33 protein-coding genes and 1 pseudogene are annotated in these 21,273 nt (G+C 43.5%); 33 read left to right on the top strand and 1 reads right to left on the bottom strand.

The features are described 5' to 3' along the window. From rplD to KVY11_RS06995, 28 genes are all read left to right on the top strand, one after another. Positions 1-603 carry a 50S ribosomal protein L4 gene (rplD, locus tag KVY11_RS07130; protein WP_004691326.1) on the top strand — a complete coding sequence of 201 codons (603 nt, stop codon included), beginning with the start codon at positions 1-3 and terminating at the stop codon, positions 601-603. After that, the gene (rplW, locus tag KVY11_RS07125) at positions 600-920 is read left to right on the top strand and encodes a 50S ribosomal protein L23 (protein ID WP_004691323.1); all 321 of its coding nucleotides are present in this window, start codon (positions 600-602) and stop codon (positions 918-920) included. The genes rplD and rplW overlap by 4 nt, the downstream gene beginning before the upstream one ends. 11 nt (positions 921-931) lie before the next feature. Further along, on the top strand, positions 932-1,756 hold the full coding sequence (gene rplB, locus KVY11_RS07120) for a 50S ribosomal protein L2 (protein WP_004691322.1): 825 nt from the start codon (positions 932-934) through the stop codon (positions 1,754-1,756). 19 nt (positions 1,757-1,775) lie between these two features. Next, positions 1,776-2,051 carry a 30S ribosomal protein S19 gene (rpsS, locus tag KVY11_RS07115; protein ID WP_004281508.1) on the top strand — a complete coding sequence of 92 codons (276 nt, stop codon included), beginning with the start codon at positions 1,776-1,778 and terminating at the stop codon, positions 2,049-2,051. A gap of 9 nt (positions 2,052-2,060) precedes the next feature. Then, on the top strand, positions 2,061-2,390 hold the full coding sequence (gene rplV, locus KVY11_RS07110; RefSeq protein ID WP_004691320.1) for a 50S ribosomal protein L22: 330 nt from the start codon (positions 2,061-2,063) through the stop codon (positions 2,388-2,390). A 1-nt stretch (position 2,391) separates the two neighbouring features. Then, entirely contained in the window at positions 2,392-3,144 is a 753-nt protein-coding gene (gene rpsC / locus KVY11_RS07105; RefSeq protein WP_004691318.1) for a 30S ribosomal protein S3, read from the top strand. A 3-nt stretch (positions 3,145-3,147) separates the two neighbouring features. Then, a complete protein-coding gene (gene rplP, locus KVY11_RS07100; RefSeq protein ID WP_004691317.1) occupies positions 3,148-3,561 on the top strand; it encodes a 50S ribosomal protein L16 in 414 nt (137 codons plus the stop codon). Next, a complete protein-coding gene (gene rpmC / locus KVY11_RS07095) occupies positions 3,561-3,758 on the top strand; it encodes a 50S ribosomal protein L29 (RefSeq protein ID WP_004650482.1) in 198 nt (65 codons plus the stop codon). The genes rplP and rpmC overlap by 1 nt, the downstream gene beginning before the upstream one ends. Beyond that, positions 3,755-4,012 (top strand): 30S ribosomal protein S17, encoded by a 258-nt coding sequence (gene rpsQ, locus KVY11_RS07090; protein ID WP_004691314.1) that lies wholly within the window; start codon positions 3,755-3,757, stop codon positions 4,010-4,012. The genes rpmC and rpsQ overlap by 4 nt, the downstream gene beginning before the upstream one ends. Before the next feature lie 92 nt (positions 4,013-4,104). Then, positions 4,105-4,473 carry a 50S ribosomal protein L14 gene (rplN, locus tag KVY11_RS07085; protein ID WP_004657680.1) on the top strand — a complete coding sequence of 123 codons (369 nt, stop codon included), beginning with the start codon at positions 4,105-4,107 and terminating at the stop codon, positions 4,471-4,473. Positions 4,474-4,482: 9 nt separating this feature from the next. Continuing rightward, positions 4,483-4,800 carry a 50S ribosomal protein L24 gene (gene rplX, locus KVY11_RS07080; protein WP_004691313.1) on the top strand — a complete coding sequence of 106 codons (318 nt, stop codon included), beginning with the start codon at positions 4,483-4,485 and terminating at the stop codon, positions 4,798-4,800. Between the two features lie 15 nt (positions 4,801-4,815). Next, positions 4,816-5,352: a 50S ribosomal protein L5 gene (rplE, locus tag KVY11_RS07075; protein WP_004691311.1), complete on the top strand. Its 537-nt coding sequence runs from the start codon at positions 4,816-4,818 to the stop codon at positions 5,350-5,352. Positions 5,353-5,361: 9 nt separating this feature from the next. Further along, positions 5,362-5,667 (top strand): 30S ribosomal protein S14, encoded by a 306-nt coding sequence (gene rpsN, locus KVY11_RS07070; RefSeq protein ID WP_004691309.1) that lies wholly within the window; start codon positions 5,362-5,364, stop codon positions 5,665-5,667. A gap of 12 nt (positions 5,668-5,679) precedes the next feature. After that, on the top strand, positions 5,680-6,075 hold the full coding sequence (rpsH, locus tag KVY11_RS07065) for a 30S ribosomal protein S8 (protein WP_004691308.1): 396 nt from the start codon (positions 5,680-5,682) through the stop codon (positions 6,073-6,075). Between the two features lie 13 nt (positions 6,076-6,088). Further along, positions 6,089-6,622 (top strand): 50S ribosomal protein L6, encoded by a 534-nt coding sequence (rplF, locus tag KVY11_RS07060; protein ID WP_218288532.1) that lies wholly within the window; start codon positions 6,089-6,091, stop codon positions 6,620-6,622. Positions 6,623-6,636: 14 nt separating this feature from the next. After that, positions 6,637-6,987 carry a 50S ribosomal protein L18 gene (rplR, locus tag KVY11_RS07055; protein ID WP_004650473.1) on the top strand — a complete coding sequence of 117 codons (351 nt, stop codon included), beginning with the start codon at positions 6,637-6,639 and terminating at the stop codon, positions 6,985-6,987. A gap of 2 nt (positions 6,988-6,989) precedes the next feature. Beyond that, positions 6,990-7,487, top strand: a complete 498-nt coding sequence (gene rpsE, locus KVY11_RS07050; protein ID WP_004691304.1) for a 30S ribosomal protein S5 — start codon at positions 6,990-6,992, stop codon at positions 7,485-7,487. Between the two features lie 6 nt (positions 7,488-7,493). Continuing rightward, on the top strand, positions 7,494-7,670 hold the full coding sequence (rpmD, locus tag KVY11_RS07045; RefSeq protein ID WP_004691302.1) for a 50S ribosomal protein L30: 177 nt from the start codon (positions 7,494-7,496) through the stop codon (positions 7,668-7,670). A 3-nt stretch (positions 7,671-7,673) separates the two neighbouring features. Beyond that, positions 7,674-8,114, top strand: a complete 441-nt coding sequence (gene rplO, locus KVY11_RS07040; protein ID WP_004691300.1) for a 50S ribosomal protein L15 — start codon at positions 7,674-7,676, stop codon at positions 8,112-8,114. A 45-nt stretch (positions 8,115-8,159) separates the two neighbouring features. Beyond that, positions 8,160-9,479 carry a preprotein translocase subunit SecY gene (secY, locus tag KVY11_RS07035; protein WP_171054269.1) on the top strand — a complete coding sequence of 440 codons (1,320 nt, stop codon included), beginning with the start codon at positions 8,160-8,162 and terminating at the stop codon, positions 9,477-9,479. A 19-nt stretch (positions 9,480-9,498) separates the two neighbouring features. Beyond that, positions 9,499-9,615: a 50S ribosomal protein L36 gene (gene rpmJ / locus KVY11_RS07030; protein ID WP_000867907.1), complete on the top strand. Its 117-nt coding sequence runs from the start codon at positions 9,499-9,501 to the stop codon at positions 9,613-9,615. 107 nt (positions 9,616-9,722) lie between these two features. Next, complete coding sequence (gene rpsM, locus KVY11_RS07025; RefSeq protein WP_004691296.1) at positions 9,723-10,079, top strand: 30S ribosomal protein S13; 357 nt, start codon at positions 9,723-9,725, stop codon at positions 10,077-10,079. Between the two features lie 19 nt (positions 10,080-10,098). Further along, a complete protein-coding gene (gene rpsK / locus KVY11_RS07020) occupies positions 10,099-10,485 on the top strand; it encodes a 30S ribosomal protein S11 (RefSeq protein ID WP_001040166.1) in 387 nt (128 codons plus the stop codon). 12 nt (positions 10,486-10,497) lie between these two features. Further along, the gene (rpsD, locus tag KVY11_RS07015) at positions 10,498-11,124 is read left to right on the top strand and encodes a 30S ribosomal protein S4 (protein WP_004691294.1); all 627 of its coding nucleotides are present in this window, start codon (positions 10,498-10,500) and stop codon (positions 11,122-11,124) included. A 16-nt stretch (positions 11,125-11,140) separates the two neighbouring features. Further along, positions 11,141-12,148 (top strand): DNA-directed RNA polymerase subunit alpha, encoded by a 1,008-nt coding sequence (rpoA, locus tag KVY11_RS07010; protein ID WP_004691292.1) that lies wholly within the window; start codon positions 11,141-11,143, stop codon positions 12,146-12,148. Between the two features lie 18 nt (positions 12,149-12,166). Then, positions 12,167-12,532: a 50S ribosomal protein L17 gene (gene rplQ / locus KVY11_RS07005; protein ID WP_004691290.1), complete on the top strand. Its 366-nt coding sequence runs from the start codon at positions 12,167-12,169 to the stop codon at positions 12,530-12,532. Positions 12,533-12,727: 195 nt separating this feature from the next. Next, positions 12,728-14,221, top strand: coding sequence for an NAD(P)/FAD-dependent oxidoreductase (locus tag KVY11_RS07000; RefSeq protein WP_218288531.1), 1,494 nt, complete (start codon positions 12,728-12,730; stop codon positions 14,219-14,221). A gap of 138 nt (positions 14,222-14,359) precedes the next feature. Then, on the top strand, positions 14,360-15,151 hold the full coding sequence (locus KVY11_RS06995; protein ID WP_218288530.1) for an alpha/beta fold hydrolase: 792 nt from the start codon (positions 14,360-14,362) through the stop codon (positions 15,149-15,151). A gap of 35 nt (positions 15,152-15,186) precedes the next feature. Here the strand turns inward: KVY11_RS06995 and KVY11_RS06990 are convergent, their stop codons facing one another. Further along, the gene (locus KVY11_RS06990; protein WP_178895977.1) at positions 15,187-16,359 is read right to left on the bottom strand and encodes an acyl-CoA dehydrogenase family protein; all 1,173 of its coding nucleotides are present in this window, start codon (positions 16,357-16,359) and stop codon (positions 15,187-15,189) included. A 192-nt stretch (positions 16,360-16,551) separates the two neighbouring features. On the opposite strand from KVY11_RS06990, the gene KVY11_RS06985 reads away from it, so the two are divergent. The 5 genes and pseudogenes from KVY11_RS06985 to KVY11_RS06965 form a co-directional block, all read left to right on the top strand. Further along, on the top strand, positions 16,552-16,809 hold the full coding sequence (locus KVY11_RS06985; protein ID WP_004977895.1) for a succinate dehydrogenase assembly factor 2: 258 nt from the start codon (positions 16,552-16,554) through the stop codon (positions 16,807-16,809). A 5-nt stretch (positions 16,810-16,814) separates the two neighbouring features. Beyond that, on the top strand, positions 16,815-17,201 hold the full coding sequence (locus KVY11_RS06980; protein WP_078426173.1) for a protein YgfX: 387 nt from the start codon (positions 16,815-16,817) through the stop codon (positions 17,199-17,201). 520 nt (positions 17,202-17,721) lie between these two features. After that, positions 17,722-18,759: a hypothetical protein gene (locus KVY11_RS06975; RefSeq protein WP_218288529.1), complete on the top strand. Its 1,038-nt coding sequence runs from the start codon at positions 17,722-17,724 to the stop codon at positions 18,757-18,759. Positions 18,760-18,830: 71 nt separating this feature from the next. Further along, positions 18,831-19,403 (top strand): rhombosortase, encoded by a 573-nt coding sequence (rrtA, locus tag KVY11_RS06970; protein WP_218288528.1) that lies wholly within the window; start codon positions 18,831-18,833, stop codon positions 19,401-19,403. Positions 19,404-19,585: 182 nt separating this feature from the next. Beyond that, a pseudogene (locus KVY11_RS06965) lies at positions 19,586-21,188 on the top strand (hypothetical protein); the annotation flags it as partial. Positions 21,189-21,273: the final 85 nt, after the last annotated feature.

Below are 21,273 nucleotides of genomic sequence, written 5' to 3'. Positions count from 1 at the left end.
GTGAATTTAAATACTGTTTCCGGCTCTGCTGTTGAATTATCAGAAGTTGCGTTCGGTCGTGAATTCAATGAAGCTCTTGTACACCAGGTTGTTACAGCTTATTTAGCTGGTGGCCGTCAAGGTTCAAAAGCTCAGAAATCACGTGCAGACGTTTCTGGCGGTGGCAAAAAGCCATTCCGTCAAAAAGGTACTGGTCGCGCTCGTGCTGGTTCTATTCGTAGCCCAATCTGGGTAGGTGGTGGTAAAACTTTTGCTGCTCGCCCACAAGATTGGTCTCAAAAAGTTAACCGCAAAATGTATCGCGGTGCAATGCAATGTATCTTAGCTGAACTTGTTCGCCAAGATCGTCTTGTATTGGTTGAAGAGTTTGCTGTTGCTGCTCCAAAAACTAAAGAGTTGCTTGCAAAACTTAACGACTTGAATGCTACTCGTGCATTGATCGTTACAGAATCTGTAGATGAGAATCTATACCTTGCAGCGCGCAACATTCCACACGTTGATGTGGTTGATGCTGCTGCTATCGATCCTGTTAGCTTGATTGCGTTCGATAAAGTTGTTATGTCTGTAGCTGCTGCTAAGAAAATTGAGGTAGAACTCGGATGAACAACGAACGTATCTATCAAGTCCTACAAGGACCTGTATTCTCAGAAAAAGCACAAGTTTTAGGCGAAACTGCTGGTGTTCAAGTTTTCAAAGTTGCACTTGATGCAAACAAACTTGAAATCAAAAAAGCTGTTGAGCAATTGTTTGGTGTTCAAGTTGTTAAAGTTAACACAACGATCACTAAAGGTAAGACTAAACGCTTTGGTAAAACATTAGGACGTCGTTCTGATGTTAAAAAAGCATACGTCACCCTGAAAGCTGGCCAAGATGTTGAAATGGCTGACTTGGGCGATACCGCTGAAAGCGCAGCGGAATAAGGACGAGAATTATGCCAATTCAAAAATGTAAGCCAACGTCTCCTGGACGTCGCTTTGTAGAGAAAGTCGTTCACGACCATCTTCACAAAGGTGCGCCTTATGCTCCGTTGGTTGAAGCTAAAAAACGTACTGGTGGTCGTAATAACAACGGTCACATCACGACTCGTCACGTTGGTGGCGGTCACAAGCAGCACTACCGTCTAGTTGACTTTAAACGTAACAAAGATGGTATTCCTGCAACTGTAGAGCGTATTGAATACGATCCTAACCGTACAGCACACATTGCACTAGTATTGTATGCTGATGGTGAGCGTCGCTACATCATCGCGCCTAAAGGCCTTCGCGCTGGCGATAAAGTTCAATCTGGTAACGATGCTCCAATTCGTCCAGGTAACTGTTTACCGCTTCGCAACATGCCTATCGGTTCTACTCTTCACAACATCGAACTTAAAATCGGTAAAGGCGCGCAATTAGCTCGTTCTGCTGGTACTTCAGTTCAGTTGTTGGGTCGTGACGGTTCTTACGCTATCGTTCGTTTACGTTCTGGTGAAATGCGTAAAATTCACGTTGAGTGCCGTGCAGTTCTTGGTGAAGTTTCTAACCAAGAAAGCAACCTTCGTTCACTTGGTAAAGCAGGTGCAGCACGCTGGCGTGGCGTTCGTCCTACCGTTCGTGGTATGGCGATGAACCCAGTAGATCACCCGCACGGTGGTGGTGAAGGTCGTAGCAAAGGTATTCAACCTGTAAGCCCATGGGGTCAAAAAGCTAAAGGGTACAAGACACGTACCAATAAGCGTACGACTAAGATGATTATTCGCGACCGTCGCGTTAAGTAACAAGTAAAGGAATCTGACAATGCCTCGTTCTCTGAAAAAAGGCCCATTCGTCGATGCGCACTTGTTCGCTAAGGTTGAAGCGGCTATCGCGGCTAATAACCGTAAGCCGATCAAAACTTGGTCGCGTCGTTCGATGATCCTCCCAGATTTTGTTGGTTTAACAATTTCTGTACATAATGGCCGTAACCATGTTCCAGTGATCGTATCTGAACATATGGTTGGTCACAAACTTGGTGAATTCGCGCCAACTCGTACCTATCGTGGTCACGGTGTTGACAAGAAATCTAAACGTTAAGGTGCTATGATGGAAGTTACTGCTAAATTACGCGGTGCCGCTATCTCGGCACAAAAAACTCGTTTGGTTGCAGACCTAATCCGTGGCAAATCTGTTGCTCACGCGCTTAATATTCTCAATTTCAGCAACAAAAAAGCTGCAGTTTTGGTTAAAAAAGCATTGGAATCTGCAATTGCAAACGCTGAACACAATAACAGTTTAGATGTAGACGACCTTAAGGTTACTACGATTTACGTTGATGAAGGCACTAGCCTTAAACGTATTATGCCACGTGCTAAAGGCCGTGCAGATCGTATTACTAAGCGTACTTGTCACATTACCGTTAAGGTAGGGGTTTGATATGGGTCAGAAGGTTCATCCAATCGGTATCCGCCTTGGTGTTGTAAAACGTCATAACGCCAACTGGTATGCGAGTCCGAAACAATACGCTGAATACTTGCTTAAAGATCTTCAAGTTCGTGAGTTTTTAACTAAAAAACTTAAGAATGCAATGATCAGCAATATTCTTATCGAACGTCCTACGGGCGCTGCTAAAGTAACTATTAGCACTGCACGTCCTGGTATCGTGATCGGTAAAAAAGGCGAAGACATTGAGAAACTACAGCGTGAACTTACTCAAATTATGGGTATTCCAGCGCAAGTAAGTATCAATGAAATCGATCGCCCAGACTTAGACGCTCGTTTAGTTGCTGAAGCTATCGCTTCTCAATTAGAAAAACGTGTAATGTTCCGTCGTGCTATGAAGCGTGCGGTTCAAAACACAATGCGTGCTGGTGCTAAAGGTATCAAAGTTGAAGTGTCAGGCCGTTTAGGTGGTGCTGAGATTGCTCGTACTGAGTGGTATCGTGAAGGTCGCGTACCTTTGCATACACTTCGTGCAGACATCGATTATTCAACTATGCGTGCTGAAACGACTTACGGTACGATTGGTGTTAAAGTTTGGATCTTCCGTGGTGAGATCTTGGGTGGCATGAAACAAGTCATGAACCCAGCTCCAGCTGAAGAACGTCCAGCTAAACGCGGTCGTGGTCGTGGTGAAGGTCAAGAGCGTCGTGGTCGTCGCAATGATCGTTCTGCTGAAAAAGGAGAATAATCCATGTTACAACCTAAACGTACTAAATTCCGTAAAGTGCAGAAAGGCCGTAACACTGGTCTAGCTCACCGCGGTAGCTCGGTATCTTTTGGTACAATCGCACTTAAATCTGTTGAGCGTGGTCAAATGACTGCTCGTCAAATTGAAGCAGCGCGTCGTACAATCAGCCGTCGTATTAAACGTGGTGGTAAGATCTTTATCCGTGTTTTCCCAGACAAGCCGATTACTTCTAAGCCTCTTGAAGTGCGTATGGGTAAAGGTAAAGGTTCTGTGGAATACTGGGTTTGTCAAATCAAACCAGGTAAAGTCTTGTACGAAATTGATGGTGTTAACGAAGAATTGGCTCGCGAAGCGTTTACGCTTGCAGCTGCTAAACTTCCGTTTAAAACCACTATCGTGACTCGGACGGTAATGTAATGAAAACTAAAGATCTACGTGAAAAGTCGGTAGAAGAGTTGACAGCTTTGCTTGATGAGCAACAGCTTAACCAATTCCGTCTTCGTATGGCAAAAGCAACTGGTCAATTGGGTAAATCGCACGAAGTTGCACTTACTCGTAAGACAATTGCTCGTATTAAGACACTCCTTACCGAAAAACAGGGGAACGGACAATGAGTGAACAAACAGTTCGCACGTTAACCGGCAAAGTAGTAAGCGACAAAATGGACAAGTCTATTGTTGTACTTATCGAACGCCGCGTTCAACACCCGTTGTATGGCAAATCAATCCGCCGTTCAACTAAATTACATGCTCACGATGAGAACAACACAGCTAAAACTGGCGACGTTGTGACTATCAAAGAAAGCCGCCCAATTTCTAAAACTAAGTCTTGGACTCTAGTTGAAGTTGTTGAAGCTGCTGCTGAGTAATTAGACGTATCTGTTGCATCATCGGTTAATTTCGAGTACTCTTTGAGCCTTTCGAAATTGTGACCGGTGATGCTCGGTTTTGGAGTAGGGCAATGATTCAAACCGAAAGTATGCTAGACGTAGCAGACAATAGTGGTGCTCGCCGCGTACAATGTATTAAAGTACTTGGTGGTTCACACCGTCGTTATGCTTCTGTTGGCGACATTATTAAAGTTACTGTAAAAGAAGCTATTCCACGCGCACGTGTTAAAAAAGGTGACGTGATGAATGCTGTTGTAGTTCGTACAAAATTCGGTATCCGTCGTCCAGACGGTTCAGTGATTCGTTTTGACGATAACGCTGCTGTTATTTTGAACAACAACAAAGCGCCGATTGCAACTCGTATTTTCGGACCAGTGACTCGTGAACTTCGTACTGAACAGTTCATGAAAATTATTTCACTGGCTCCTGAAGTTCTATAAGAGGCAATCATGGCTAAGATTAAAAAAGGCGATCAAGTTATTGTGATCGCAGGTAAAGAAAAAGGCAAACAGGGTACTGTGCTGTCTGTTTCAAATGACCGTGTTATGGTTGAAGGCCTTAACTTGGTTAAGAAGCATCAAAAGCCGAACCGTGCAACAGGTGCTGAAGGCGCTGTAGTTACACAAGAAGCTTCGCTTCATATCTCTAACGTGGCAATTTTTAATGCTACAACCCAAAAGGCTGACCGTGTTGGTTACCAAGTGACTGAAGGCGTGAAAACTCGCGTTTACAAGTCAAATGGTGAATCAGTGGCGGTAGCGAAGTAATAGGTTGAAAAGGCAATGGCCAGACTTAAAACGCGTTACAACGACGAACTTAAGGCTCAATTACAAGAGACTTTAGCCGTTAAAAATGTGATGGATATTCCTCGCATTACTAAAATCACGATCAACATGGGTGTTGGCGCAGCTGCTGCTGACAAAAAACTCCTTGATGGTGCTCTTGCTGATATGCAAGCTATCGCTGGTCAAAAACCAGTTCTTACGTTAGCTCGCAAATCAATCGCTGGTTTCAAAATCCGTGATGGTTGGCCGATTGGTTGTAAAGTTACTTTACGCGGCGAACGTATGTACGAATTCTTAGACCGTCTAATCTCGATTGCGATTCCTCGTATCCGTGACTTCCGTGGTTTCTCTGCGAAATCATTTGACGGTCGTGGCAACTACTCAATGGGTCTTAAGGAACAAATCATGTTCCCTGAAATCGATTTTGATAAGATTGATCGTATTCGTGGTATGGATATTACCATCACTACGACTGCTCGCACCGATGACGAAGGCCGTGCGCTTATGCGTGCATTCGGCTTCCCGTTCAAATAAGAGGTCGATATGGCTAAGAAAAGTATGATTAATCGCGAATTGAAACGCGAAGCTACTGTTGCTAAATACGCTGCAAAACGTGCTGAATTAAAAGCTGTTATTGCAAACGTAAATGCTAGCGATGAAGAGCGTTTCGAAGCGATGATGAAATTCCAAGCATTACCACGTAATGCGTCTCCAGTACGTTTACGTAACCGTTGTGGTTTAACTGGTCGTCCTCATGGTTACTTCCGTAAGTTCGGTTTAAGCCGTAACAAATTACGCGATACAGTAATGCAAGGTGATGTACCGGGCGTTGTTAAGGCAAGCTGGTAAGGAGCACTATAGATGAGTATGCAAGATACCGTTGCCGACATGTTAACTCGTGTTCGTAACGCGCAAATGGCAAAGAAACAAACCGTTTCTATGCCTAACTCTAAGTTGAAGGTTGCTATTGCAAACGTTCTTCAACAAGAAGGTTACATTTCAAACGTAGAAGTTGCGGATGCTGAAGGCAAAGCAACTCTTACTTTGACTTTAAAGTATTTCGAAGGCAAACCAGTTATCGAAACTGTGAAACGCGTAAGCCGTCCAGGTCTACGTCAGTATCGCGGTAAAGATGCACTTCCGAGCGTTAAGCAAGGTTTAGGTATTGCAATTGTTTCTACAAGCAAAGGCATCATGACTGATCGCGCTGCACGTGCTGCAGGTATCGGTGGTGAAGTTATTGCTTTTGTTTCTTAATAGGTGATTCCTCATGTCTCGTGTGGCTAAAGCCCCAGTAACTGTACCTAACGGTGTAACAGTTACTCAGAACGGCCGGCAGGTCGAAGTGAAAGGTAGCAAAGGTACTTTGTCTTTCACCCTGCATGCGCTGGTCGAGCTTAAACAGGAAGACGGTATTTTAGCGATTGCTCCAAAAGCTGAGTCGAAAGACGCTTGGATGCAAGCTGGTACTGCTCGCGCTGTGCTTAACAACCTTGTAAAAGGTGTGAGCGAAGGCTTCGAACGTAAGTTACAACTTATCGGTGTTGGTTATAAAGCTGCGGTTAAAGGTAACATTGTTAACCTTAACCTTGGTTACTCTCACCCGATCGACTATACGCTTCCTGAAGGTGTAACTGCTGAAACTCCTACCGCAACTGAAATCGTTCTTAAATCTGCTGATAAAGCACGTTTAGGTCAGGTTGCTGCAGATATCCGTGGTTACCGTCCACCAGAGCCTTATAAAGGTAAAGGTGTTCGTTATTCTGACGAAGTTGTACTTCGTAAAGAAGCTAAGAAGAAATAAGGCGCGAGGTTCTTATGAACGAAAAGAAACAATCCCGTTTGCGTCGTGCGAAAAGCACACGCTTGCACATCCGTGCGTTGGGTGCGACTCGTTTGTGTGTAAACCGCACTCCGCGTCACATCTACGCTCAAGTTATTTCAGCAGATGGTGGCAAAGTTTTAGCGCAAGCTTCAACTTTAGATGCTACTTTACGTGCTGGCACAACTGGTAACGTTGAAGCAGCTACTAAAGTAGGTGCTTTAATCGCAGAACGCGCTAAAGCAGCTGGTGTTACTAAAGTTGCATTTGACCGTTCTGGTTTCAAATATCATGGTCGTATCAAAGCCTTGGCTGATGCTGCTCGTGAAAACGGCTTGGAGTTCTAATCATGGCTAAAGTTGAACAAAACGAAGGTCTTGTTGAAAAGCTGGTTGCCGTTGATCGTGTAGCCAAAGTTGTTAAGGGTGGTCGTATCTTCTCTTTCACAGCATTGACTGTGGTTGGTGATGGTAATGGTCGTGTAGGTTTTGGTCGTGGTAAAGCACGTGAAGTTCCAGCTGCTATTTCTAAAGCACTTGAAGCTGCTCGTCGCAACATGATTACTGTTGACCTTGTTAACGGTACTGTACAGCACCCTATTAACGCGCGTCACGGTGCAAGCCGTGTTTACATGCAGCCTGCTTCTGAAGGTACTGGTGTAATCGCTGGTGGTGCTATGCGTGCAGTTCTAGAAGCTGTAGGTGTACGTAACGTATTAACAAAATGTTATGGTTCTACTAACGCTGCAAACGTAGTAAACGCGACTTTTAACGGTCTGCGTGATATGACTTCTCCTGAGAAGGTTGCTGCGAAACGTGGTCTTACAGTAGAACAAATTCAAGGGTAATCAATCATGAAAACGATTAAAGTTACCCAGACTAAATCTTCTGCGCATCGCTTGAAAAATCACAAGCTTAGCCTACAAGGTTTAGGTCTGCGTCGTATTGGTCATACTGTAGAAGTGCAAGATACGCCTTCTAACCGTGGTATGATCAACCAAGTCTACTATATGGTTAGTGTAGAGGAATAAGCCATGACTCTGCGTTTAAATGAGCTTGCACCTGCTGAAGGTGCAAAACGTGAAAATCGTCGTCTAGGCCGTGGTATCGGTTCTGGCGTTGGTAAGACTGGTGGCCGTGGTGTCAAAGGTCAAAATTCACGTAAGAGCGGTGGTACTCGTCCAGGCTTTGAAGGCGGTCAAACTGCGTTATATCGTCGTTTACCTAAATTCGGTTTCACTAGCCAAATCGCTTTGAAAACTGCTGAAGTACGTTTATCTGAGCTTACTAAAGTGGAAGGCGACATCGTTAGCCTAGAAACTTTAAAAGCTGCAAACGTTGTACGTAAAGATATGTTACGTGCTCGTATCGTACTTTCTGGTGAAATTACTCGTGCATTCACTGTTCAAGGTGTTGCTGTGACTAAAGGCGCTAAAGCTGCTGTTGAAGCTGCTGGCGGTAAAGTCGAGGAGTAATCGCTAGTGTCTATGTCTCCTAGTTCTTCAGGTCATGTCAATATGATGAAAGGCCAGCCATTTCATGTGAAATACCGTGAAATTATTCGCCGCATGATGTTTCTCATCGGTGCATTATTGGTTTTTCGACTAGGAGCACATATTCCAGTACCAGGCATTAATAATGCTGCACTTGAAAATCTTTTTAATGCAAACCAAGGCACGATCCTTGGTTTGTTTAACATGTTTTCAGGTGGTGCATTAGAGCGTATGTCCATTCTTGCTCTTGGGATTATGCCGTACATTTCTGCATCGATTATCGTGCAGTTAATGTCTACAGTTATTCCTTCGCTGGAAGCTTTAAAGAAAGAAGGCGAACAAGGCAAGCGTAAGATTAATCAATATACGCGACAGGGTACATTGTTCCTTGCACTCGTGCAGGCAATTGGGATGTGTGCTGGTCTGATCAGTCAAGGGATTACCTTAACTGCAGGTCTGGCTTTCTACGTACCAGCTGTAACCTCTTTGGTTGCAGGTACAATGTTCTTGATGTGGTTAGGTGAGCAAATTACCGAACGTGGGGTGGGTAATGGTATTTCCATGATCATCTTCGCCGGTATCGTTGCAGGTTTGCCGAATTTAATTCTGCAATCAATATCATCAGTAGATAATGGTCAAACCAGTCTAATTGGCTTGGTGATTTTTGGCGTGTTGTCGCTGGCTGTATTAGCTGCAATTGTGTTTATTGAGAAAGCGCAACGTCGTATTCCAGTAAACTATGCTCAAAAACAACAAGGACGTCGTGTATTTACTGCACAACAGTCGCATTTGCCATTAAAAATTAATATGGCGGGTGTGATCCCAGCGATTTTCGCAAGTTCATTGCTTTTGTTCCCTGCGAGCTTAGGTCAATGGGTGGGTAGTGCAGATCCGAATGCGGGTATTATCAAACGTAGTTTGCAAGATTTGGCATTGGTGCTTTCGCCTGGTCAGCCGTTGTATTTGGTGCTCTTTGGTGCGTTAATTATCTTTTTCTGTTACTTTTATACAGCGCTTGTATTTAGCCCGAAAGAAGTATCGGAAAACTTGAAACGCAGCGGGGCTTATGTGCCTGGTATTCGTCCAGGTGAGCAAACTGCTCGTTACTTAGATCATATTCTTAACCGTTTGACATTTATTGGCGCGATTTATATCACCATCATTTGCTTAATGCCGATGATTTTACAAAGCTCATTTGGTATTCCATTCTCTTTAGGTGGTACCTCTTTGCTTATTGTTGTGGTGGTAGTGATGGACTTTATGGCTCAGCTGCAAGCACATCTCACCTCGCATCAGTACGATAATCAAACGTTAATGAGAAAAACGACTGCTCATCCTAAGGGATAAGCGCACTTGAGGTTTCATCATGAAAGTACAAGCTTCTGTAAAGAAAATTTGTGGTAGCTGTAAAGTTATCCGTCGTAATGGGGTTATTCGCGTAATTTGTAGCGCAGAACCTCGTCATAAGCAGCGTCAAGGTTAATCTGATCAAGACCTGTTGATTTCAGTAGGCTAATTAGGTTATTATCCGCCCCTCAAGATTTTTGTGGGGCGGTTGATTGTCTTAACTGCCTTTTTGGAGAAAATTGAATGGCTCGTATTGCCGGTGTAAACATTCCGGATAACAAGCATGCTGTTATCTCTCTAACGTACATCTTTGGTGTAGGTCGCCACACTGCTAAGAATATCTTGGCTGCTGTTGGTATTGCGCCGACTACAAAGATCCGTGAATTAGATGACGCTCAGCTTGATGCGATTCGTGCAGAAGTTGCTAAGGTTCCGACCGAAGGTGATTTACGTCGCGAAATTTCCATGAACATTAAACGTTTAATGGATTTAGGCTGCTACCGCGGTCTTCGTCATCGTCGCAGCTTGCCTGTCCGTGGACAACGCACCAAAACTAACGCACGTACCCGTAAAGGTCCGCGCAAACCTATTAAGAAATAAGATTTCTGGAAGCTAAAAGATGGCTAAAGATACTCGCACACGCAAGAAGGTCACTCGTACCGTCTCTGAAGGTGTTGCACACATTCACGCTTCTTTTAATAACACCATTGTGACTATTACCGATCGTCAAGGTAATGCACTGGCTTGGGCTACCTCTGGTGGACAAGGCTTCCGTGGATCACGTAAATCAACTCCGTTTGCTGCTCAGGTAGCTGCTGAAGTTGCTGGTAAAGCTGCTTTAGACTACGGTTTGAAAAACTTGGACGTCCTTGTAAAAGGTCCTGGTCCTGGTCGTGAATCTGCGGTTCGTGCTTTAGGTGCAGTGGGTTATAAAATTAACAGCATTACCGATGTGACGCCAATCCCGCACAACGGTTGCCGTCCACCTAAAAAACGTCGCGTGTAAGGAGAAACATTCATGGCTCGTTATATTGGTCCAAAATGCAAACTCTCTCGCCGCGAAGGGACAGACCTGCAATTAAAATCTGGCGTTAAACCATTTGACGTCAAAACTAAAAAAGCTGCTAAAGCTCCTGGCCAACATGGCGGAGCGCGTGGTGGCAAACAATCTGAGTACTCACTACAATTACGTGAAAAACAAAAAGTACGTCGTATGTACGGTGTTTTAGAGCGTCAATTTAGTAATTACTATAAAGAAGCTGCTCGTGTGAAAGGCGCAACTGGTGAAAACTTGTTGAAACTGCTTGAAAGCCGTCTTGATAACGTCGTTTATCGCATGGGTTTTGGTTCTACACGTGCAGAAGCTCGTCAGCTTGTATCTCACCGCTCGATTACTTTGAATGGCCGTCGTGTTAACATCGCGTCTATCCAAGTTAAAGCTGGTGATGTAATTGCTGTGCATGAAGGTGCTAAACAACAATTGCGTATCAAAAACGCAGTTGAATTAGCTGCACAACGTGGTATTCCTTCTTGGATGGAAATTGACCATTCTAAGTTGGAAGGTACGTTTAAAGCTGCACCAGATCGTTCAGATTTACCTGCTGAAATCAACGAAAGCTTGATTGTAGAATTGTATTCTAAATAATCCTTGAGGTAGCAATATGACGCGTACTGCAAATGAGTTTCTAACTCCGCAAGCGATCAAGGTCGAAGCGGTTAGCGGGACCTCGGCAAAAGTTATTCTAGAACCCTTAGAGCGTGGCTTTGGTCATACTCTGGGCAATGCTTTACGTCGCATCCTTCTTTCTTCTTTACCTGGCGCTGCTGTGGTTGAAGTTGAGATTGAAGGTGTCGAGCACGAGTACAGTACTTTGGAAGGCTTGCAGCAGGACATCGTCGAGCTCTTGCTGAACCTAAAAGGATTGTCTATTAAGCTGTTCGATCAAAATGAAGCTTATTTGACATTAGAGAAACAAGGTCCTGGCGACGTAACTGCCGCTGACCTTCGTTTACCTCATAATGTTGAAGTGGTTAACCCTGAACATTTGATCGGTACTTTAAGTGCTTCAGGCTCATTAAAAATGCGCTTGAAAGTTTCTCAAGGTCGTGGTTATGAAACTTCTGACTCGCGTTTCCCAGAAGGCGAAACTCGCCCTGTAGGTCGCTTACAGTTAGATGCTTCTTATAGCCCAATCAAACGTGTGTCTTACACAGTGGAAAACGCTCGTGTAGAACAACGTACAGATCTTGATAAATTGGTCATTGATCTTGAGACCAACGGTACAGTTGATCCAGAAGAAGCGATCCGCAAAGCGGCAACAATCTTGCAACAACAAATTGCAATTTTTGTTGACCTTCAGAAAGATCAAGCTCCTGTTGCTCAAGAACCTCGTGAAGAAGTTGATCCGATTTTGCTTCGTCCAGTAGATGATCTAGAGCTTACTGTTCGTTCTGCTAACTGTTTGAAAGCAGAAAACATTTACTACATTGGTGATCTTGTACAGCGCACTGAGGTTGAGTTACTCAAAACTCCTAACCTTGGTAAAAAATCGCTTACTGAGATCAAAGATGTTCTGGCTTCAAAAGGCTTACAACTCGGCATGCGTTTAGAGAACTGGCCACCAGCTAGTCTCCGTATGGACGATCGTTTCGCCTATCGTAGCCGTTAATTAAGTAGGACTATCACCATGCGTCATCGTAATAGTGGTGTGAAATTAGGCCGTACAAGCAGCCATCGTAAAGCGATGTTTCAAAACATGGCTAACTCTTTGTTTGAGCACGAGTTGATCAAAACAACTGTGCCTAAAGCAAAAGAGTTACGTCGTGTAGCTGAGCCTTTAATCACTTTAGCTAAAAACGATACTGTTGCAAACCGTCGCTTAGCGTTTGCTCGTACTCGTTCAGCAGCAACTGTTGGTAAATTATTTACCGTTCTTGGCCCTCGTTACAAAGAACGTAACGGCGGTTATCTACGTGTTCTTAAAGCGGGCTTCCGTGCAGGTGATGCTGCGCCGATGGCTTACGTTGAACTAGTAGATCGCGAAGTTAAATAATTTCGTAGAACTATTCAGTTGTTCTTAGAAAAAGACCAGTGTTTCACTGGTCTTTTTTTATGGCTTTTTGTTCGACAATCTTTGTATTTTGGCCTGTAGTGACATATTTTACGAAAGATCTGCTTAAACTTGACATTGTGTATTGTCAGTTTTATGCTTTAATAAGAACAGAATATAAGACAGGATAAAAACAACATGGATAAGCACGTCGATCTGCTCATTGTAGGTGCAGGTATTTCAGGCATTGGCCTTGCGACACATTTAACCAAGCATTGCCCACAACGTTCGTTTGAAATTATTGAACGTCGTGACAGCTTTGGTGGAACATGGGATTTGTTTAAATACCCAGGTATTCGTTCTGATTCAGATATGTCGACCTTTGGTTTTAATTTTAAACCGTGGCAACAAGCCAGCGTTTTGGCAGATGGTTCTTCGATTAAGGGCTATTTGGCGGAAGTCATTGATGAACAGAAACTCAAAGAAAAAATTCATTTTAAGCATCGCGTACTTAGCGCCAATTATGATTCTGCTCAGAAAAAGTGGCAGGTGGTAATTGAGAATGCGAAAGGTAAAAAAGAAAACTGGATCGCAAATTTTGTGTTTGGCTGTACAGGCTATTATAACTACGACCAAGGCTACCAACCTGATTTTCCAAATAAAGAAGTATTTAAAGGCGAGTTTGTAAATCCACAGTTTTGGCCTGAAAAATTAGATTATACAGGTAAAAAAGTGGTGATCATTGGTAGTGGTGCGACAGCGATTACACTGGTACCAGCGATGGCCAAAGGTGGGGCGGCGCATGTCACCATGTTACAACGCTCTCCAACTTATATTGCTTCGGTGCCATCGATCGATTTTGTATATGACAAAATGCGTAAAGTATTGCCTGAAGATGTGGCTTATAAACTGACTCGTGCACGTAATATTGGAATGCAACGCGGGATTTATGCATTCGCGCAGAAGCAACCGAAATTACTCCGCCGACTGCTGCTACAGTCGATTAAGATGCAGCTCAAGGGTAAAGTGGACATGAAACATTTTACCCCAGAATATAATCCTTGGGATCAACGTTTATGTGTGGTACCAAACGGTGATTTATTTAAAATCCTTCGTTCAGGCCAAGCCAGTGTTGAAACAGATCAGATTGAACGCTTTACTGAAACGGGCCTTCAATTAAAGTCTGGTCAGCATTTAGAGGCAGATATTGTCGTCTCAGCCACAGGTCTAGAAATTCAAATCTTGGGTGGTATACAAGCAACGATTGACGGAAAACCGTTAGATACCTCTAAACATATGCTGTATCAGGGCGTGATGGTGAGTGATGTACCGAATATGGCGATGATTATTGGCTATATTAATGCGTCATGGACCTTAAAAGTGGATATTGCAGCTGAATATATTTGCCGCTTACTCAACTATATGGATCAAAAGCAGTGGGCTGAAGTGATCCCGCAGGGGGATGCCACAGAGCTGATGGACGATACGGTCATGGGTAGTTTAAGTTCGGGTTATATTGCACGTGCTGCTAATGTAATGCCAAAACAGGGTAAACATGCACCATGGAAAGTCAGCAATAATTATCTTGCGGATCGTAAGACATTGAAAAGTGCTTCTTTTGAGGATGGAGTACTGAAATTTGCTAAACAACGTGATGCAGCATTGAACCAGAAACCTAAATTGGTGTCTTAGGTTGAGTAGTTGATTTAAAAGGAGCGTAACGCTCCTTTTTTTAAGGAAATGACTTTAGGGTGTTCTGTTTTTACTTTCTTAAACTGTTGGACTGTTGGATGATTTTAAAAACTTAAAAGATAAAGAATAGGGAATATTTTGAATATCTTAGAACAAAGTTACCAAGTCCCATCTGCGTCAAACATGATTCATGCCAAAAAATGGCACACTGATGCAGCAGATCATACTTTAGCCCCGATTATTTTAATGCACGATTCATTAGGTTGTGTGGCTTTGTGGCGGGATTTTCCTGCCCGACTGGCACAAGCGACTGCGCGCGTGGTCTATGCCTATGATCGATTGGGTTTTGGTTTATCCGATCCGAGTACGCAGCCCTTGGTGCATAGTTTTGTCATTACTGAAGCAGAACAATCCTTTAAAGCTGTATTGGATTATTTTTCGATCCAGAATTTTGTCATCCTAGGGCATAGTGTGGGTGGGGGTATGTCTGTTGCGATTGCTGCGGCGTATCCAGAGCGTTGCCAAGGATTAATTTCAATCTCTACACAGTATGCGGTTGAAGCGCTGACACTGAAGGGGATAAGTGAAGCAAAAATTGGCTTTCAACAAGCGGGACAAATGGAACGTTTAGAGAAATATCACCCTGAAAAGGCGCAGTGGGTACTTAATGCATGGACTGAAACATGGCTATCACCCATTTTCCAAGATTGGAATTTGTCCAGTGTGATTGACGGTGTGCGTTGTCCAACTTTAGTTATTCATGGTGAACTGGATGAATACGGCAGTACGGCACAACCCCAGCAGATTTTTGAAGGGGTGTCTGGACAGGCTGAACTGCACATTTTAGAAGGTTTACATCATATGCCACATAAAGAGCAACCAGAGTTGGTGGTTGCTTTGATTGCGGAGTTTCATCAAGCACATTGTTAAAAGTAAAAGCCCATCGAAAGATGGGCTTTTTGATCTTAGAGTGAACGGGAAATTAACTCTTTCATAATTTCATTGGTTCCTGCATAAATACGATTGGCTCGATTATCTAGATAAGCTCGTGCAATCGGGTATTCCAACATATAGCCATAGCCGCCATGCAGTTGTAGACATTCATCGACAACTTTAGAAAACATCTCAGAAATTTTATATTTGGCTGCCGCTGCGGCATCAATGCCGAGACTCTCTTCCAGTTGCAATTGCATACAACGGTCGAGGTAAGCGCGGCAAAAATCGATTTCTGTACGTAACTCTGCCAGTTTAAAACGGGTATTTTGAAAGCTTGAAACTGTTTTTCCAAAAGCTTTACGCTCTTTGGTGTACTGAACAGTATGCGCCAGTGCTGCTTCTGCACCCGCTTGGCAGATAATGGCCACCAACATGCGCTCCCAAGCCAGTTCTTTCATCAGCATCATAAAGCCCATGCCTTCCATACCCAGTAGATTTTCTTTGGGGACTCGGACATGATCAAAAAATAATTCGCAGGTGTCTTGTCCTTTCATTCCAATTTTATTGAGGGGTTTACCTTTACTGAACCCCGCACGATCAGCTTCAACGATGATTAAAGAGAGATTGGCTGAACCCTTTTCGCTGTCGCCTGTCTTGCAGACCACAATCGCCATATCGCAGAGATAGCCGTTGGTAATGAAGATTTTGGAGCCATTGATAATATAGTCATCCCCGTCTAAAACAGCTGTTGTTCGTACCGCTTGCAAGTCTGAGCCTGTGCCGGGTTCAGTCATAGCAATGGCTGTGACGGTTTCACCCGAAGCCATCCGCGTTAACCAATGGTGTTTTTGTACTTCACTGCCAAAGTTATTGATATAGTTTGCGACAATGTCCGAGTGTAGTGAAAATCCAGTTGAGGAATCCATGGCATAGGCTTGCTCCTCAATCAAAATCATACTGTACAAGCGGTCTACACCTGAGCCACCATAAGCTTCAGGCATAGTGGCACACAGTAGCCCCATGGCGCCTGCTTTATTCCATAGCTCACGATCGACATGCTGCTGTTGTTCATATTTTTCAATATTTGGAACAACTTCTTTGGCATAAAACTTTCGCACAGTTTCTCGAAATGCCTCATGTTCAGTATTAAATAAGTTGCGCGGCAGCATATTGTTTAACGGGCGAATTGCGCCTGATTGCATGGAAGCTCATCCTGATGTTGTTATTTTGCTAAGAGAGTAGTGAAAAGCAGGAGATGCGACAATGGACTGAATGCTCAAATCTATTTGATTTTTTGATGAGTTTTGCCAGTTGTTAAAATTGCGACATTTAACTAGTGGCGAGGGCGGTGTGATCGGTTAAACTAAGCCGTTTCAATTAATTTGGGGAATGTAATGACGGAAGAAATGAGCTTGGAAGAACGTAAAGTAATCTACCGTGCACGTCGTGGTTTAAAAGAAATTGATGTGTACTTTGACCCTTATGTGAAAAATTATTATCTTCAGGCAGATCCTGCTGAAAAGGCCATGTTTGCGGCCTTGGTTGAACAAGAGGATCCAGACTTGTTGGATTGGTTTATGGAAGTCTCTGAGCCGCCACGCCCTGAAATGAAAACCTTGATTCAAAAATTAAAGCATTATGTACACGGATAAGTGCAATGGAACATCGTCATTTTCAACTTAAACCCAGCCGTTTGGCTTATGTGTTTCAGTTGTCGATTTATGCCGTTCTGATGCTGGTCTTGTATCAGCTACTTCCTTTAGGAGTGTGGCTGATCGCTTTGGTTGCAGGCTTTGTGCTGTATTTGTTTTTTCTACGTGGGCCGCAACATTTTCAGCTTCAGCATTTAGATGGCCGTGATTGGTCTTTGTCACTTCAGAAACAAACCAATGTGCAACGAGTGCAAATCAGCCATATTGTGGATCATCGTGCTTATATTGTGATTTATTTTCAACACTTTAGAGCAAAACCGATGTTGGTTTGGTGTGATCAGTTACCCATCACACAATGGAAAGCTCTGAAAATACTCACTAAAATGCAATAATTGTTGGACAATTTTAACTCGCGTAATTTAATTAAGTAATTGAAAAATAATAAGTATAAATATATAAAGTCTTGCTTTGTCTGACATATCTGAAGAAACTGATGTGCTTTTTGGGATTGTCAGACAACTTTCCTACAGTTTTTTGATCTTAAAATGTACATTCAAATCACCAACAGCAAACAAGGAAAATCGTATGATGATCCCAACTTGGATGTTTCTAGTGGTAGCAATTGTGTTAGCGATTGTTATAGGACGATTAGGAACTGTGCTGAAGGAACGATTTGCACCAAACAAAGCCTAGCTAGGCTTCCCAGTTGATAAGTAGCATGTGCCGAACCGTCGCTATGCTACTTTTTTTTGCCTAAAAAAAAGTTGAGGCGTCATTTTAGTCAATTTTCCGCTTTTTATTTCATGGCAGAGTAGTGGTCTAATTTAGAGTAAATACTCTTTTCTTCGGAAAATGCTTCTGCTATGTTTGTCAGCATGGACACATACAATTATACAAATAGAGGACAGGAAAATGTCGCAAGTCCAAAAAATAGGCCAAGGTGTGGCTGTTGTAGCGCTTACAAGTTTATTATTTTCGGGTTGTTCACAAGTGGTTAAAACAGGTGCCAATGTTGCGCTTGGGTTTAGTGAAAAACATATAGTACCGCCTATTTTAGCCATGGAAGACGCGGAGATGGTGTGTAACTCAGGCAATGCTTTGACTCCAGCGATTATGTCGACCAAAGACATGGGGGCAGATCCAACCCGTGTGGCGGTTCTACTTTATTCAGCATCGGGTATTTGTGCGGAAAATCAGGCACTTGAGGCTGAGTTACGTTATTTGCGTGCCTCGAAAGCAGGCAATGTCTCTGAAGCACAGGATGCTCGAATTGAACAAAAGCGTTGGGCGGCGACTGCGGCACAACGCCAATATACTGGCTATCAGCTTTTTCAAAACCGCTGGGAAAAGAAATATAAGAAACCATTGGGTGAAGGCTGTCCAAAAATGAACAGCGATTTGGATCAAACTGTGTATCTGCTGGGAATGCTGAGTGGGCTACAAGCCATGACCAATGATATTAACTCAGGTGGTGCAGTCAATGTTCCTAAAGACATTGCGGCTATTGTTGAACGTGGGATGGTGTGTCTAGACAATGAAAAGTTTTGGGGTGCGCCGAATGCAACACGTGCGGTGATTTGGACCTTATTGCCAGGTGCGGGTGAAGGTAAACCTGATCCGTATCAGACCTTGAAACAATCGATGCAAATTGGAGAGCAAAAAGGGGTTCGTTTATCTCATGCAATGTATGCTGTGGCTGCCCAAGCCAGTGGTGACGATGCCAAGATTCGTGATGCATTGAAAAGTTATGCGGGCTCTTATAGCGATGAAAAACAGAGTAATCCACAATTTAAACTGATTGATAGTATGGCCTCGAGTATGGTTCAGGGGATTTCGGATCGTTATTGGACTGAACACACGGGAACACGAACTGGGGATGGTGGTATGGCGCATTTCTGGGATGAAAAAGAAGACCGTTCTGAGCTAGATGAGTTGTTTCGTGAAAGTTAACCAATTTTAAACTGAGCCGAAGCGCAGAAAAAATAACAATAAATGAATGAGCAACACAATAAGGACATGTGATGCATGATCAATTTCTGACTCGAAAAATTATTTTGATAGCGTTTGTCGTATCGATCTCGGCATGCCTACAGATTTTTAAAGATCAATTTATTTATTGGCGAGTGGATATTTTTCCTGAAGTTTGGCGCTTGTGGACCGCGCACTGGGTGCATGTGGGTTGGATCCATTTTGCACTCAATATGCTGGCTTTTATGTGTTTGCCTTTTATTTTTCCACGCGCCCGCGTTTGGCATTTTGTGGCGTTATTGCTGATTTTACCGCCGCTGATTAGTCTGAGTTTTTATTATTTTTTGGCGGATATTGAAGCCTATGCTGGGCTGTCTGGTGTGCTGCATGGAATGTTCACTGCCATAGCCATTGTCCATTTGCTGTACCGTAAAGAACGGATGTTTGCGAGTTTGGTGTTGTTTCTCATTTTAGGCAAACTGATTTGGGAAAATACCTTTGGTGAGAGTACTACGGCTGAACTGATCGGGAGTCCAGTTTTGGTCGAAGCACATTTGTTGGGCGTGATCTGGGGAATTGTGATTGCAGCTTTGTATTTAATCGGGGTAAATCTATTTGATGAATAGAGGATTGACCTAAATTTTAAAAAGAAAATCCAGATTGTCATATTCAAAAATATAAATTTGATGCAAAGATAAACAAAACAAAAATCTAAAGGCATAGAGAAAGGACAAGCTCGAGCCGACTAAAACGACAGGTTCTACGGTGTATTGCGCTGGACAGAACGGTAATAAAAATAGGAAACAACATGCAGAATCATGGACAGCGCAGATCAGGACTCGATCTGCTGAAGTATATATGGACCGAGTGGATTTCTACTTTTGTCATTCTGATTTTACTGTTACTTACGCTATTAATTGGTACAGGTGAAATGATCCATGGCCAATTGCTACGTATGGGCGAGCGCTTATATGGCGATCCAGCCACAGGTATGCAGTATTCTTTTTTAAGGGCAGAGCCAGCCAAGCCAGAGTGTAATCGTCAGCCGAATGTGGATGCTTTGGTCAAAACCCAAATGCAAGCCAACGCTGCAGATGAGTTCGCCGACTTCTTTGGTACGGCTTCGGAAGCGGATGTGCGTGCGTCCATTTTGGCAGGTGTGCAGCAGTGTGAAGAAAAGTATCAGTTTTATGATAAAGCCATGCAACATATGGAGGCACACCCAAGTATTCGTGCCTATCGTAATTTTGAAACCACTTTTTTTGGTATTTTTAAATTCGGAACAGAAAATCGCGCCATTCTATTAATTTTTATGGTGGTTTTAGCTGCGATTAGCGCGACCTTAAAAATCCATCATATTGGTTTGCGTGGCCCTGCAACCAAGCTGGATTATCGTGTTTATAGCCTACTGATGACACTGGGTAATGGTTTATTAACTTACTCGAGCATTAGCCAATTTAACTCAGTCAAAGACTCGGGTGTACCGATGAATGGCGAAACCCAGCTGATTTATTGGCTGTGGATGATTCTGTTTTCGGTACTTACCTTGATAAGTGTGTGGCAGCTGTTTAGCCCACCGAAAGAGGCCAAAGCTGGCGGGCGTCTAGGCTTTGCTTTCCTGAGTGTGCCTCTGTATGCCTACATGGCGGTGATTACAGGTGTGGCATTTATCTTCTTCATGGACTACCCCATGGGGCAAGGGATTTACTTGGGACAGTTGGTTGAATTCTCCAGTATTTTCCTGAATTTAGCCCTATTTATTTGGGCGGGTATGTTGTTGAAACAAACCCGTGTCGTGGATCTGTTCTTAAATATTTTGCGTCCATGGAATTTGGCTCCTGAAACTTTAACTTGGTTGATTTTAATCGCTGCGGCTTTACCGACCGCATATACGGGTGCATCAGGGATCTTTGTGATTGCAGCAGGGGCGATTATTTATAAAGAAGTCTGGAATGCAGGTGGACGTCGTCAGTTTGCTTTGGCTGCAACGGCAATGTCGGGTTCGTTGGGTGTAGTTTTGCGTCCATGCTTATTGATTGTGGTGGTCGCATCCTTAAACAAAGAAGTCACGACGGACTTACTTTATCAATATGGTGTTTACACGTTCTTACTGACCTCAACACTGTTTTTAGTGGTTTCACTCTTCTTTGCAGAGAGTAAATTCCGCATCGCGGCACCGAGTTTGGCCGCACCGAAATCAGGGCGTGCTTTCTTAGCAGTTGTGCCTTATATCGTGATTTTTGTCCTCACGTGGATGTTCTATAAATTCTTATTAGACACTGACCTAAATGAATTTACTGCACCCGTGATGATGCCTGTGATTTTATTGATGATCGTGTTGTTTGATAAATTACGTCATCAGCCTGCGCCTTTGCCTGCTGTGGGGCATTGGGATGAGACACTCAGCGCAAATTATAACTCGGGTGGTGAACCTGCATTGGCTGGGGCTCAAGTTGCCCATGCAGAATACCGTGAAGGGCTACATGGTAATGCCGC

It is taken from the genome of Acinetobacter sp. CWB-G5 (assembly GCF_019209785.1).
Lineage (GTDB): Bacteria > Pseudomonadota > Gammaproteobacteria > Pseudomonadales > Moraxellaceae > Acinetobacter > Acinetobacter johnsonii.
The sequence above is the reverse complement of the archived record's forward strand: the minus strand, read 5'-3'. Positions and strand labels throughout refer to the sequence as shown.

Coding starts and splice junctions, on each gene's coding strand:
- rplW (WP_004691323.1), top strand. CDS start 600: ATGAACAACGAACGTATCTATCAAGTCCTACAAGGACCTGTATTCTCA.
- rplB (WP_004691322.1), top strand. CDS start 932: ATGCCAATTCAAAAATGTAAGCCAACGTCTCCTGGACGTCGCTTTGTA.
- rpsS (WP_004281508.1), top strand. CDS start 1,776: ATGCCTCGTTCTCTGAAAAAAGGCCCATTCGTCGATGCGCACTTGTTC.
- rplV (WP_004691320.1), top strand. CDS start 2,061: ATGGAAGTTACTGCTAAATTACGCGGTGCCGCTATCTCGGCACAAAAA.
- rpsC (WP_004691318.1), top strand. CDS start 2,392: ATGGGTCAGAAGGTTCATCCAATCGGTATCCGCCTTGGTGTTGTAAAA.
- rplP (WP_004691317.1), top strand. CDS start 3,148: ATGTTACAACCTAAACGTACTAAATTCCGTAAAGTGCAGAAAGGCCGT.
- rpmC (WP_004650482.1), top strand. CDS start 3,561: ATGAAAACTAAAGATCTACGTGAAAAGTCGGTAGAAGAGTTGACAGCT.
- rpsQ (WP_004691314.1), top strand. CDS start 3,755: ATGAGTGAACAAACAGTTCGCACGTTAACCGGCAAAGTAGTAAGCGAC.
- rplN (WP_004657680.1), top strand. CDS start 4,105: ATGATTCAAACCGAAAGTATGCTAGACGTAGCAGACAATAGTGGTGCT.
- rplX (WP_004691313.1), top strand. CDS start 4,483: ATGGCTAAGATTAAAAAAGGCGATCAAGTTATTGTGATCGCAGGTAAA.
- rplE (WP_004691311.1), top strand. CDS start 4,816: ATGGCCAGACTTAAAACGCGTTACAACGACGAACTTAAGGCTCAATTA.
- rpsN (WP_004691309.1), top strand. CDS start 5,362: ATGGCTAAGAAAAGTATGATTAATCGCGAATTGAAACGCGAAGCTACT.
- rpsH (WP_004691308.1), top strand. CDS start 5,680: ATGAGTATGCAAGATACCGTTGCCGACATGTTAACTCGTGTTCGTAAC.
- rplF (WP_218288532.1), top strand. CDS start 6,089: ATGTCTCGTGTGGCTAAAGCCCCAGTAACTGTACCTAACGGTGTAACA.
- rplR (WP_004650473.1), top strand. CDS start 6,637: ATGAACGAAAAGAAACAATCCCGTTTGCGTCGTGCGAAAAGCACACGC.
- rpsE (WP_004691304.1), top strand. CDS start 6,990: ATGGCTAAAGTTGAACAAAACGAAGGTCTTGTTGAAAAGCTGGTTGCC.
- rpmD (WP_004691302.1), top strand. CDS start 7,494: ATGAAAACGATTAAAGTTACCCAGACTAAATCTTCTGCGCATCGCTTG.
- rplO (WP_004691300.1), top strand. CDS start 7,674: ATGACTCTGCGTTTAAATGAGCTTGCACCTGCTGAAGGTGCAAAACGT.
- secY (WP_171054269.1), top strand. CDS start 8,160: ATGAAAGGCCAGCCATTTCATGTGAAATACCGTGAAATTATTCGCCGC.
- rpmJ (WP_000867907.1), top strand. CDS start 9,499: ATGAAAGTACAAGCTTCTGTAAAGAAAATTTGTGGTAGCTGTAAAGTT.
- rpsM (WP_004691296.1), top strand. CDS start 9,723: ATGGCTCGTATTGCCGGTGTAAACATTCCGGATAACAAGCATGCTGTT.
- rpsK (WP_001040166.1), top strand. CDS start 10,099: ATGGCTAAAGATACTCGCACACGCAAGAAGGTCACTCGTACCGTCTCT.
- rpsD (WP_004691294.1), top strand. CDS start 10,498: ATGGCTCGTTATATTGGTCCAAAATGCAAACTCTCTCGCCGCGAAGGG.
- rpoA (WP_004691292.1), top strand. CDS start 11,141: ATGACGCGTACTGCAAATGAGTTTCTAACTCCGCAAGCGATCAAGGTC.
- rplQ (WP_004691290.1), top strand. CDS start 12,167: ATGCGTCATCGTAATAGTGGTGTGAAATTAGGCCGTACAAGCAGCCAT.
- KVY11_RS07000 (WP_218288531.1), top strand. CDS start 12,728: ATGGATAAGCACGTCGATCTGCTCATTGTAGGTGCAGGTATTTCAGGC.
- KVY11_RS06990 (WP_178895977.1), bottom strand. CDS start 16,359: ATGCAATCAGGCGCAATTCGCCCGTTAAACAATATGCTGCCGCGCAAC.
- KVY11_RS06985 (WP_004977895.1), top strand. CDS start 16,552: ATGACGGAAGAAATGAGCTTGGAAGAACGTAAAGTAATCTACCGTGCA.
- KVY11_RS06980 (WP_078426173.1), top strand. CDS start 16,815: ATGGAACATCGTCATTTTCAACTTAAACCCAGCCGTTTGGCTTATGTG.
- KVY11_RS06975 (WP_218288529.1), top strand. CDS start 17,722: ATGTCGCAAGTCCAAAAAATAGGCCAAGGTGTGGCTGTTGTAGCGCTT.
- rrtA (WP_218288528.1), top strand. CDS start 18,831: ATGCATGATCAATTTCTGACTCGAAAAATTATTTTGATAGCGTTTGTC.